The sequence below is a fragment of the Methylophaga sp. SB9B genome (genome assembly GCF_004832235.1).
Lineage (GTDB): Bacteria > Pseudomonadota > Gammaproteobacteria > Nitrosococcales > Methylophagaceae > Methylophaga > Methylophaga muralis.
Window position 1 is genome coordinate 68,828 of the sequence record NZ_SSXS01000013.1, and the last position, 11,747, is coordinate 80,574.

The 11,747-nt window shown below is 42.2% G+C and carries 10 protein-coding genes and 1 pseudogene; 1 reads left to right on the forward strand and 10 read right to left on the reverse strand.

From position 1 onward, the window contains the following. Nucleotides 1-150: 150 nt before the first annotated feature. Complete coding sequence (locus E8Q33_RS13115; protein ID WP_247870102.1) at nucleotides 151-681, forward strand: cupin domain-containing protein; 531 nt, start codon at nucleotides 151-153, stop codon at nucleotides 679-681. A 420-nt stretch (nucleotides 682-1,101) separates the two neighbouring features. Here the strand turns inward: E8Q33_RS13115 and E8Q33_RS13120 are convergent, their stop codons facing one another. From E8Q33_RS13120 to surE, 10 genes and pseudogenes are all read right to left on the reverse strand, one after another. Further along, a complete protein-coding gene (locus E8Q33_RS13120) occupies nucleotides 1,102-1,419 on the reverse strand; it encodes a TIGR02450 family Trp-rich protein (protein WP_211116180.1) in 318 nt (105 codons plus the stop codon). Between the two features lie 126 nt (nucleotides 1,420-1,545). Beyond that, nucleotides 1,546-2,310, reverse strand: a complete 765-nt coding sequence (locus E8Q33_RS13125) for a hypothetical protein (RefSeq protein WP_136555279.1) — start codon at nucleotides 2,308-2,310, stop codon at nucleotides 1,546-1,548. Between the two features lie 145 nt (nucleotides 2,311-2,455). Further along, the gene (locus E8Q33_RS13130) at nucleotides 2,456-3,940 is read right to left on the reverse strand and encodes a restriction endonuclease subunit S (RefSeq protein ID WP_136555281.1); all 1,485 of its coding nucleotides are present in this window, start codon (nucleotides 3,938-3,940) and stop codon (nucleotides 2,456-2,458) included. Beyond that, the gene (locus E8Q33_RS13135; protein WP_136555283.1) at nucleotides 3,934-5,955 is read right to left on the reverse strand and encodes an N-6 DNA methylase; all 2,022 of its coding nucleotides are present in this window, start codon (nucleotides 5,953-5,955) and stop codon (nucleotides 3,934-3,936) included. Before E8Q33_RS13135 ends, E8Q33_RS13130 begins: the two co-directional genes overlap by 7 nt. A 180-nt stretch (nucleotides 5,956-6,135) precedes the next feature. Further along, entirely contained in the window at nucleotides 6,136-7,629 is a 1,494-nt protein-coding gene (lysS, locus tag E8Q33_RS13140; RefSeq protein ID WP_069296144.1) for a lysine--tRNA ligase, read from the reverse strand. Between the two features lie 11 nt (nucleotides 7,630-7,640). Beyond that, nucleotides 7,641-8,717 (reverse strand): annotated as a pseudogene (prfB, locus tag E8Q33_RS13145) (peptide chain release factor 2). Between the two features lie 87 nt (nucleotides 8,718-8,804). Then, a complete protein-coding gene (locus E8Q33_RS13150) occupies nucleotides 8,805-9,647 on the reverse strand; it encodes a peptidoglycan DD-metalloendopeptidase family protein (RefSeq protein WP_136555285.1) in 843 nt (280 codons plus the stop codon). Between the two features lies 1 nt (nucleotide 9,648). Further along, nucleotides 9,649-10,224: a YqaA family protein gene (locus E8Q33_RS13155; RefSeq protein WP_069296142.1), complete on the reverse strand. Its 576-nt coding sequence runs from the start codon at nucleotides 10,222-10,224 to the stop codon at nucleotides 9,649-9,651. Beyond that, on the reverse strand, nucleotides 10,221-10,883 hold the full coding sequence (locus E8Q33_RS13160; RefSeq protein ID WP_136555287.1) for a protein-L-isoaspartate(D-aspartate) O-methyltransferase: 663 nt from the start codon (nucleotides 10,881-10,883) through the stop codon (nucleotides 10,221-10,223). The genes E8Q33_RS13155 and E8Q33_RS13160 overlap by 4 nt, the downstream gene beginning before the upstream one ends. Next, a complete protein-coding gene (surE, locus tag E8Q33_RS13165; RefSeq protein ID WP_136555288.1) occupies nucleotides 10,880-11,632 on the reverse strand; it encodes a 5'/3'-nucleotidase SurE in 753 nt (250 codons plus the stop codon). The genes E8Q33_RS13160 and surE overlap by 4 nt, the downstream gene beginning before the upstream one ends. Nucleotides 11,633-11,747: the final 115 nt, after the last annotated feature.

Genomic DNA, 11,747 nt, shown 5'->3' on the forward strand with positions numbered 1-11,747 from the left:
TGTAAATTACAAGAATAATCAAAAAGGCCAGAATCTGACCTTTTGATTTGAGACGGATACGGAAGCTTTGCTGGTTATTTATTTAGAACGACTACAAAAATACCAAGAGCGTTTTTAAACGCAAGCCTCGAATGAGTGAGATATACAGCGATGTATATCACAAACTGTATTCCTCGCGCCTTGATTGGTGTATTTTCAGTGACAACAACGGCGGCTATGGAAAAAACCTGGTTTCCATATTCTGTATCGATAGGTGGAGAGTTTCGCATGCTGAGATTTAATGGTTGGTTGGGGATAGTATTGTTGGCTGTTACGGGCTATACAATAGCGGATGATCAGGCCTACAAAGGTCAGAATCTGTTGCAGAGCGGAGTTGATGTGTTGGGCCAGCCGCTGGTCTACCCAAGCGGAACACCTCGTGTTACCTCAGATATCATTACTCTGGCACCGGGCGAAGCTGGCAAGCCGCATATTCATCAGATCCCGATGTTTGCCTATGTGTTGTCCGGCATAATTTCAGTGGATTATGGCGACCACGGCGTGCGCACTTACCAGCAGGGCGAGGCATTGATGGAGGCTCAGAATGTGGTGCATTTTGGTTTTAACCCCGGCAGCGAACCTGTAAGTCTGCTGGTGGTTTATATCGGCAGTACCGAATTGTCTAACGCTGAATTACCGTGAAGCTGGTTTGGCTTGTGGAATCAAAAGAGAATTAAATCAGATTGGCTGACCCTTGATTCATACTAATTTCTTTTGATTACATCTCGCCAAACAGCCCGCAAAAACGAAGTAGAACCTTACTCGTTGTGGAAGGTACAAGTTAACTGATGTTATGGCTCACAATTTGAGAAGTATGCAAATATGGGCTGTCCGTGAACCAGACAAAATCGGTCCACATCCATTGAAAACAACGAGGAGATATTCATGTTTAAATTTTTAGGCAGTGTAGTAGGTATTATTTTTATTATCGGATTGCTCGTCGTCATCGGCCTTTTAGCGTTGATTTTTTAACCCTGTTTTATTCTCAGCTTTCAAGGTATCAAGGGTAAAGTATCTCAAAACCAAAAACTCTGCCCCTTTTGGTTCCGCCCCTGCCAATAGCTATTTCCAACCCTGAATCCATTTTTCCTGGTTTTTTAATTCTGTCCAGTCGATTGAGTAGAGTTTTTTAGAAATAATCGCTTCCAATTTACATGAAGTAACCGAGCCAGCTTCGTCAAACTCTATGTCTGATACCAAGAAATGCTTTTCTCGATTTATCGGATTCACCGCGGTCCATTTACTGTTATGTAGCTTAGCTGGGTTTATTCGATTCATGGCAATGCCTGGGGCAATATTATCTACTTCAAGATTAACATGACACGATTGTTGATAAACTCCCATCCTAAATAATGCCTGAGCGTTTTCAGGTAGCGTCAAAATACCTCATATAACGACTTTTCATCGGCTTCATAAATAGTGGCTTAGAGTAAAAATCAAACACTCTGGCCTCATTGATTCATTGATTTGCGTAGACCCCAAATATCTATTTGCTTGTTGGGCGATTCATGGATCTTCGTTATCCGAGTTCTGATTTGATCCCTGCTGTTCCGGAAAATCGAAAGTGGAAAGCATGCGTTCATGGCTATTCTCAAAAACCGCTTCAATTGCCATCTGCAAATTTTCTTCAAACAGTTTGTCAATGACTTTCTTATCTACAGCATAAGGGTTTGTAATGCAATCAATGCAAACTGCATCGAATGACCGCTCGCCGAAATCCCAATCGTGTGGGCTAGCAGGCTTTCTCACTCTATCCTTTATTGGATAACGCCCATAACCCAAGAAGATATCTACAAGTTTAGATAAGAGTCTGTTTTGCTGGGCAGACAAGCTCAAAGAAATGTCGCTAGCTAGGCGAGGCAAATCATGTGTTCTTAGTATGTTTGGCAACTTATCAAAGCCTATCTGCTCTGGAAATTTATCTAGCCAAACCCCCTTTAATACATTCTCAAGTGAGAGGTGCATCAAAAGGTAGTAGCTATCAAAATCAGGTAAAAAGATATCTTCGTTTTTCTCAAGGATAGAATTGATGCCTTCCTGTAGTTCCCATCGGTAAAATCGCGAAAAGTTGAAATTTTTCTTTTCAAGCTGAGACACTATAAATGATCTGGTAGATTCGCTCGCTTCATAAAACAGAGAAGCGTCCCTTTTCAGGCGCATGCCTTTTCCCACCCAGCTCTTTGGTTGCTGGCTAAGCCTAAACATCTTCTGGTTTATATCCGCTGTGTCGGAACCACCAGAAAGTAGATAGTGATATGAATTGTCCGCCATTCTAATTTCAAAGACTTGTATTAAGGGGCCAGCCGACTTGCTTTAGCTTAAAATCAAGGACAGATCAAGGGGTCAGCCACTGACCCTTTTGGTTTGACCCATTTGATTTAGTTGAATTTTACTAAATGAGCTATGTTAGTTAGCTTCAATATGTATTATTTATTATTTCTTCCATTTTTCTAATTGCTTCTTGCTCTTTCAAATGAGCTTCGTATCTCAATTCATTGGCATTTAAAACCAAATCGTTAATTTCTTTCTGCTTTTGTTGGTTCTTCAGTATTGGTAAAGGAATATCACCGACATGATTTGTATCAATTTCATCAACCACAGCACCGTAAGTGTGCTTTTTAATCATTTCTTTTCCATAATCAGAATTGAGCCAACAGAAGAGATACCCTGCAATTTCTTTGTTTTTAGGAAAAACTCTTATTATATGTTCGTTAGCTGCCCAATTTTCCCAATGCTTTGGAACCAGTGAAACTTTACCAATAGTTCCACTTCTTGTTATGAGAATACAATTTTCAAGCAAAAGAAGTTCTTTACCTAATCGAGTATCATGAATTAATTTTGATAGAAATTTTTCTGAAGACGGATTTAAGTCAAGTATTTGTTTTCCTCCTATAAATTTTATTCCATATTCTTCAGAATCGACATACGTTCTTTTAAATCTACCGGGCAAAATAATTGATTTTGAAATATCTTTATTTTTCAAATACTTTATCTCAGACCCAAATTTTTCTATATGAGATTGAATGCTTTTAAAAATGGGCAAGTGATAAGAGCCATCTAACCGAAATCCTAAATCACTTAGTTTCGAAGTGTAGCTTCTAAGTCCAACCGTGTTTTCAAAATATTCAGTTTCTAACTCCTCAATTGGTTTAAGTTGAAGTTCTTCATAAAGTATTTTTTCTGCCTGGTCAATTAAACCATTTGATTTGTCACGTAAATCATATGATTCAATTATAGTTTCATGTATTTCTTTTTTTAATATGTCAGGTGCATTTGGTATTATGATATTTTTCAAATGTTCAGGTTCAATGTGTTTAATTACTGCACCGTAATTATTTGACTGTAAAATATGTTGGCCCGCTTCTGTTAAAAAATAACAGTAGATATAACCTGTATCATATTTTCCTTTACCTGTTACTCTTAAAAGATCATGACTAAAAACTTGATTATTTAATTTATTACCAGCAATGGCAACTTTTCCAATAGTGCCTGAAACAGTCATCAAAAGCATGCCTTTTTTGACTCTAAGACTTTCAAGATTAGTTTCTGTTTTAGCAGAAATAAACTTAGTAGGTTTTGGATAAACTTCTGTAATTGATGACGGTTGAAAAAAAGGAATTTCTTTCGGGACAACGTAAATACGCTTAAACCTTGGTCTATGAAAAGCTCTTTCAATAAGCCCATGTTCTGACCACAATTTCACAGTTCCATATTTGTTGGCTAAGATTTTTTCTTTGGCGACTTTTGCTTTTAAGTTGAAAGCATTGGCTTCTAGGCGAAGACTATTCTTGAAGATATCTGCAAGCGAAACTGAAGTGTATTTAAGCTGGTCGGGTAAATAGGTGTAATCTATTTCCTGTTCAACTTTTTGAAACTTATATGCTAAATTACTATCTACCATGCTATACCCTGCTTGGCTTTCCATTTTGAAAAAACATCTGCAACATGAATAGTTTGATCGTTAACAATTTTTTCTTGGGTTATCTCCTTACGAGCAGTCAAATTTCCATGAGCATCTTTTTCTTTTACAATTTCTGAAACTTCAATCATCACGATATTTCCTTTATCATCTCGCTTAAAGATTTTTCCACCTCTTTTATCATGACCGATGTGGTCAATCATGGTCATGAAAATATCGTAATCAATGATTTGTCTGGACTTTTCTTCATCAAAAATTTCTGTTTTAGTTTTCTTCTGTAAAAAGAGAATAGAGCATTGCGTTCCATTTCTTGGTTGGAAAGCATCCGCGTGTAAATCTACACTTGCAATAATTTTGGTATTTTTTATTAACCAATAACGTATGTATTCAAGTCCAGGAGACCCTAAAATTGAATCAGGCAAAACAATGGCAGTTCTACCACCTTCTTTTAAAAGTTGAATAATACGTTCTATAAAAAGTTGCTCTGGCGGTACGCTTGATTGTAAACGGTCTGTTTTAAACCAATTACCATTTTCGTCTTTATTCCAGATATAAGCGATATCAAATTGTTCAAGAATTTGTTGATCTTTAATTGGGATCTTAGCTCCAAAAGGCGGATTTGTTACGATAATGTCAAAATATTCTAAACTTTTGTGATTACGAATATCACTTGCCGAAATACCTAAGGCTTTGGCAAGTTTCTTTTTGGTCTCTTCTTCCCACTCTTGTGGTGGTAAAAGTGAATTGAGTTGCAGAATATTCCCACTACCATCATTATTCATTACCATGTTCATCTTAGTGGCTTTAACTAAATCAGGGTTTATATCAAAGCCAAAATAATTTTCAGAAGCAATTTCGGAAATTTTATCGTTGAAAGCATTTCTTACGTCAGTATTCCAACCTTCTTCTTCACCGTATTGTTCTTCCATTCTTTCACGCAAAGAATCAATTACAACAGTCATAGCAGTAACTACAAAGCCGCCAGTTCCACAACTACTATCCAAAACGCGTTCATTCTCTTTTGGGTTAATCATGGCAACAGCCATTTTCATAACATTTCTTGGCGTAAAGAATTCGCCTCTATCGCCTCTTAAATTAGCTCCTACAATTTCTTCGTAGGCTTTTCCTTTTATATCAATATTAGTGCTTAGAAGAGCATATTTTTGAAGTTCTGCAACTAAATAAGTAACGGATCTAGGAAGTAATTTAATTTCATCATTTTTATCAAAAATTTGTCCATGTCGTTTTTTAACATCTTCAAATATTTTTGAAATCCTTTTGTAAACACTGGCTTGTCCATCTTTATAATTCCTTTCTTTTGAAGTTGTATAAAACTCAATTGGTTCAAGCAAATTTCGCTCATCATGAATTTTACAAAATATTATCTTTAGAAATTCAAAGAAAGCAGGTTGTTTTTGTAAACCTTCGTTTACATAAATAATGTTATGGCAAGTTTTAAAAGTGAAAAGTAGATTATCTTCGTATGCTTTTATCAAAGTGTTTCTGTTAGGTCGCTCATCTTCATCAGTTGATCCATCGGCCGAAGGAATATCATTAAACTCCTCATAGATATATTTTCCTTGTTCGTTTCTTATCTTTCGCCAAACTTCTTTATGCATTCCGTTAGTCCACATGCCCCACTCACAATTTCCGCAAGCAGCCATGTATGACTTTAATTGTTCGACACCATTGTTTTTGTCAGTAGCTTTAATAGACTCTTTTTTGCACTCAATGACTAACCATATATTATCTTGGTCTTTCATTTCTTCTTCTGTTGAATCTTTAGGAAAAATAACAATGTCAGCTCTTTTTTTCCCAGACCCCATTTGAACACCATATTCAATTTTTATTTGCTCTTTGGAATATTTATGTTCGTTAATTAATCTTTTTTGAACTGTCTGTCTAACGTATTCCTCTGGAGTATCTATACGTATTACTCCGTCGATATAATCCCTTAACTTACCTTCGGGAATTGATATTATTATTGCTTCTGCCATTTTTATTTCACATATTTATTAACTGATAAAAATTTATTGAATCGTATTTATCTTCAATTACCCAAAAGCTTGAAACAATTTACGATCCCCAAAAACCTGTCTTCTATTGTGAAAAACATTTAAAAATTCTACATGTTGAAAAACGATTAATTCTTAAAATTTGATTTAGGGACATTAGATTTACTCTGGCCGCATATGGGGGAAAAGCAACACGTCTCTAATCGATGGTGAATCAGTCAACAACATCACCAACCGATCAATACCAATCCCCTCACCTGCTGTTGGTGGCATACCGTATTCCAGAGCACGGATATAGTCAGCGTCGTAATGCATAGCTTCGATATCACCGGCATCTTTTTCAGCGACCTGGGCTTTGAAGCGTTCGGCCTGGTCTTCGGCGTCGTTTAATTCCGAGAAACCATTGGCGATTTCACGGCCACCGACGAAGAATTCAAAGCGGTCAGTGACAAACGGATCGTTATCACTGCGTCTTGCCAATGGCGAGACTTCGGTTGGATAGGCAGTGATAAAGGTCGGTTGCATCAGTTGATGTTCGACGGTTTTCTCGAAGATTTCGATTTGTACTTTGCCAAGACCATAGCTGTCTTTCAGTGGTATTCCCAAGCCTTGGGCCACTTCTCTGGCCGCTTCGATACTGTCGAGTTGTTCGGCTTTCAGATCCGGGTTGAAATGCAGGATGGAATCTTTGACGGTCATGCGATCAAATGGCTGGGCAAAATCAATATCCAGCCCTTGGTAATGTACCTGGCTGCTGCCCAATACATTTTGGGTCACAGTACGCAGCATATCTTCGGTGAGATCCATCAGATCATTGAAATCGGCATAGGCCTGATAAAACTCGACCATGGTGAATTCAGGATTATGACGAGTGGACAGACCTTCATTACGGAAATTACGGTTGATTTCAAACACCCGTTCGAAGCCACCGACAATTAGTCGTTTCAGATACAGTTCCGGTGCGATACGTAGGAAAAGGTCCATATCTAACGCATTGTGATAAGTGGTGAAGGGTCGGGCTGTGGCACCGCCGGGAATGGCTTGCATCATCGGCGTTTCGACTTCGAGGTAGTCTTTATCCATCAGGTAACGACGCACGCCATCGATCACTTTGGTGCGAATCCGGAAGGTTTCACGGCTGGCTTCGTTCATGATCAGATCGACATAACGCTGGCGATAGCGGGTTTCCATATCGGACAGACCGTGGAATTTTTCCGGTAATGGACGTAGTGATTTGGTCAGTAATTTGATGGTTTCGACATGTATCGACAATTCACCCTTTTGGGTACGAAACAAGGTACCTTCGGCGGCGATGATATCGCCGTTATCCCAGGTTTTGAATTGTGGATAGACGCCTTCTGGCAATTCATCACGAGCGACATACAGCTGGATATCACCGGACATATCACGCACGGTGGCAAAGCTGGCTTTACCCATAACCCGTTTGGTCATCATCCGACCGGCAATGGCGACGCGGCGTGGTGTGGCTTTGAGTTGATCGCCATCCCACTCGGCATATTCAGTTTGTAACTCGCCGTTCATCACATTGCGACGGAAGTCATTGGGGAAGGCATTGCCTTGCTCACGAATGGTCGCCAGTTTTTCACGACGTTGGGCAATCAGTCGGTTTTCGTCAAATTCTGTTTCTTGGGTCATGTTGGATTCGCTTATAAACCTGATTTGAGTGAGGCTTCAATGAATTGATCCAGATCGCCATCCAGAACCGCCTGCGTGTTTCCGGTTTCGACACCGGTACGTAAATCTTTGATGCGTGATTGATCGAGTACATAGGAGCGGATTTGACTGCCCCAGCCGATATCCGATTTGGATTCTTCGGCGGCTTGTTTGACTTCGTTTTGCTTTTGTAATTCCAGCTCATACAGTTTGGCGCGTAACTGGCTCATCGCCTGGTCACGGTTTTTATGCTGTGAGCGTTCCATCTGACATTGAACCACGGTGTTGGTGGGTACGTGGGTAATACGTACCGCAGAATCGGTGGTGTTAACGTGCTGACCACCGGCACGCTTGAGCGGTAGGTATCAATACGTAAATCAGACGGATTAATGTCGATTTCAATGGTGTCATCAACTTCCGGATAGACAAACACCGAGGCAAATGAAGTATGACGACGGGCACCGGAATCGAACGGTGATTTACGTACCAGACGATGTACACCGGTTTCGGTACGTAACATGCCAAAGGCGTATTCGCCTTCAAAGCGAACGGTAGCGCTCTTGATACCGGCAACCTCACCTGCGGAGACTTCCATCAGCGTGACATTGTAACCTTGAGCTTCGCCCCAACGCAGATACATTCGCAGAATGATATTGGCCCAGTCTTGTGCCTCTGTACCCCCAGAGCCGGATTGAATATCGAGATAGGCACTGTTGGCGTCAAGCTTGCCGGAGAACATGCGTTGGAATTCAAGTTTTTCCAGACCTTTTTCCAGCTCGTCCAGATCAGCATTCACCGCATTGAAGGTGTCTTCGTCATTTTCTTCAACAGCGAGTTCGAGCAGGTCTTTTGCATCGTCTAAAACTTCACTGTGCGAAGACAGGGTTTTAACGATTCGCTCTAGGCTTGAGCGTTCTTGTCCGAGTTTCTGGGCGTTTTCTGGATTATTCCATACGGCTGGATCTTCCAGCTCGCGGGTGACTTCAACTAGGCGTTCTGCCTTGGTATCGAAGTCAAAGATACCCCCTGAGATCGTCACTGCGATCGCGGAGAGTTTTAATTCGTTGCATCGTCGCGCCGAGTTCCACGCTAATACCTCATTGATATTGATTGATAATGTTGCCTAGCAAACCCGGTATTGTAACGGAATACGGGGTTTATTGTTTAGGTAGAAAACGTAATGGATCGACCGGTTTACCGTTACGGCGGATTTCAAAATGCAGTTGATCGGTCTGAGTACCAGAGCGACCTAAGGTGGCAATCCGCTGACCACTTTTCACCTTATCGCCTTCTTTTACCAGCAAGGTATCGTTGTGTGCATAGGCACTTAAATATGTGTCATTGTGTTTGATAATCAACAAATTACCGTAACGTGGCAAGCCATCGCCACTATAAACCACGGTGCCATCAGCAGCGGCTGTTATCGCTTGACCGGGTTTGCCAACGATATTAATGCCTTTTCTACCGGGGCCAGATTCAGAAAAGGTTGAGACCACACGACCATCCGTTGGCCAGCGCCAAACCATACTTTCATTAGCACCAGTCACTGCTGGAGCCGTGGTGACAGTCGGTGTCGAAGGTCGAGCCTGCGGTGTTTGTGTGGCGGTAGAAGGTCTTGTTGCCTGTGAAGGCGTTGAAGGCCGTGTTACCGACGGTGTAGAAGGTTGGCTTGGCCTTGTTTGTGCTGGGGCTGGACGGGTTGCAGTGGTAGTCGTCGGCGCACCAGCGAATTTAATTTGTTGCCCGACATAAATGGTATATGGCGCACGAATACCGTTAATACGCGCCACATCACGATAGTCCATGCCATAACGGAAACTGATCGAATACAGGGTATCACCGCGTTTCACGGTGTAGCTATTCGGGGCCGGAGTCGGGGCTGCCTGAGACTGAGGCCGAGGTTGCGTACGGCTTTCACCTTCACGGCCGATCGGTGCTAATGCACTGCCACCACTACATGCCGTCAATAAAAGTATTAATAAGCTCGTTAAAAACTTCATATTACATAAAAATAAAGTAGGCCAGGACTAATAACCCCACCGTTAACCAACCAAGACGATCCACCCACAAATGCAATTTTTCTTCGAAGGGTTTGCCGCCCCACTTCATTAAGCCCGCCACCAGGAAAAACCGCATGCCGCGACCGATTAATGAGCCGAGAATAAATGGCAGTAACAACATGCCAACGGCACCGGCAGCAATAGTAAATATCTTGTAGGGAATTGGCGTAAATCCCGCTAAAAATATGGCCCAGAAGCCATAATCAGCAAACCATTGTTGGGCTGTCTCATAGGCTTCGACATAACCAAACTGAATGATCCATGGCTCAACCATTTGCAAAGCAAATAAGCCAATCAGGTAACCTAGTAATCCGCCTAATACTGAAGCTACAGTGGTCAGGCCAGCATAAAACCAGGCTTTATCTGGTCTGGCCAAGGACATAGGTGCCAACATGACATCCGGTGGAATTAGAAAAAATGAGGACTCAGTAAAGCTGACCAGTGCTAACCAATAGGTGGCATATTTATGCCTCGCCCATTGCATGACTCTTGCGTAAAGCCCGGAAAATAATTTCATCCAATCTGTCCACTTAACAGTGGGACAAAACTAACGGCGTCCCATTCCGTTTCTTCAAATTTACCGCCAACGCGATCAATCACTTTTAAAATTTGTCCTTTGCTGCCACCGACAGGGATAACCAATCGTCCTCCCGGAGCCAGTTGTTCCAGCAAGGTTGGTGGAATCTGCTCTGCACCACAAGTGACAATAATGCCATCGTAAGGACCATTTTCCGGCCAACCCCAACTGCCATCACTGTGTTTTAGGCGAATATTATTGAGCTTTAACTCATAGAAACGTTCCCTTGCCTGCTTCAGTAAAGGGGCAATACGTTCTACGCTGAACACTCTGGGCACTAATGCTGAAAGCACCGCTGTCTGATAGCCCGACCCTGTACCGATTTCCAATACCTTATTTCTCGGACCATCCTGCAATAGAATTTCGGTCATACGCGCCACAATGTAGGGCTGCGAAATAGTCTGGCCCAGGCCAATCGGCAATGCCGTGTCTTCATATGCTCTGCTGGCTAAGGCTTCATCAACAAATAAATGCCTTGGGCACTGGCGCATCACTGCCAATAAATGAATATTTTTGATACCTCGCTCTTGCAGTCGCTGGATCAAACGATCCCGCGTCCGCTGCGATGTCATCCCTATTCCGCGAGGATCGGCAGTCATGGCAAAGTGCTTTCCAACCACCGTGCAACGCCATCAATGGCATCATATCGAGTCAAATCAATTTGCAATGGCGTGACTGATACGGCACCGCGACGAACTGCATCAAAATCAGTACCGGGACCGGCATCTTCTTCTTGCCCTGCGGGACCAATCCAATACATCGGTCTGCCGCGCGGATCAAATTCTTTTATAACCGGTTCGGCTTTATGCCGATGTCCCAGCCGGGTGCTTTCAAACCCGATGATTTCTTCAATCGGTAAATCAGGCACGTTTACATTCAAAATAGTATCGGCGGGTAATGCTACAGATTTAAGTCGTTCGACTAATTGTTGTGCGACCCAACCAGCTGTTTCGTAATGTTTGCCTTCAAAACTTGCCAGCGAAATGGCAATTGCCGGTAATCCGAGAAAGCGCCCTTCCATCGCCGCAGCCACGGTACCGGAATACAGTACGTCATCGCCCAAATTAGCGCCGGCATTAATGCCTGAAACCACCATATCAGGTTCATCTTCCAGCAAGCCGGTGATCGCCAAATGCACACAGTCTGTGGGCGTGCCTTCTACGCGGTAAACACCGTCTTCCATGCGATCCAGTCTTAATGGATTTTCCAATGTCAGCGAGTTACTGGCACCACTGCGGTTACGGTCTGGAGCGACCACGGTAATTTCCCCCAAACCGGCAAGCGAACGCGCCAATGTGCGGATACCCTTTGCCATGTAGCCGTCATCGTTACTAATGAGGATTTTCATTTATGTTTTTGACCTGTTGCGTCAAGAGATTATTCGTCCGCTATCTTAGCAAGAATGCGCGGTTATGACATAAAAAAGGGCATGAAATCATGCCCTTTTGTGATGTAAGCCACCG

What these genes read in the sequence shown, in the direction of transcription:
- E8Q33_RS13115 (WP_247870102.1), top strand. Translation starts at nt 151, where the DNA reads ATGTATATCACAAACTGTATTCCTCGCGCCTTGATTGGTGTATTTTCA.
- E8Q33_RS13125 (WP_136555279.1), bottom strand. Translation starts at nt 2,310, where the DNA reads ATGGCGGACAATTCATATCACTATCTACTTTCTGGTGGTTCCGACACA.
- E8Q33_RS13130 (WP_136555281.1), bottom strand. Translation starts at nt 3,940, where the DNA reads ATGGTAGATAGTAATTTAGCATATAAGTTTCAAAAAGTTGAACAGGAA.
- E8Q33_RS13135 (WP_136555283.1), bottom strand. Translation starts at nt 5,955, where the DNA reads ATGGCAGAAGCAATAATAATATCAATTCCCGAAGGTAAGTTAAGGGAT.
- lysS (WP_069296144.1), bottom strand. Translation starts at nt 7,629, where the DNA reads ATGACCCAAGAAACAGAATTTGACGAAAACCGACTGATTGCCCAACGT.
- E8Q33_RS13150 (WP_136555285.1), bottom strand. Translation starts at nt 9,647, where the DNA reads ATGAAGTTTTTAACGAGCTTATTAATACTTTTATTGACGGCATGTAGT.
- E8Q33_RS13155 (WP_069296142.1), bottom strand. Translation starts at nt 10,224, where the DNA reads ATGAAATTATTTTCCGGGCTTTACGCAAGAGTCATGCAATGGGCGAGG.
- E8Q33_RS13160 (WP_136555287.1), bottom strand. Translation starts at nt 10,883, where the DNA reads ATGACTGCCGATCCTCGCGGAATAGGGATGACATCGCAGCGGACGCGG.
- surE (WP_136555288.1), bottom strand. Translation starts at nt 11,632, where the DNA reads ATGAAAATCCTCATTAGTAACGATGACGGCTACATGGCAAAGGGTATC.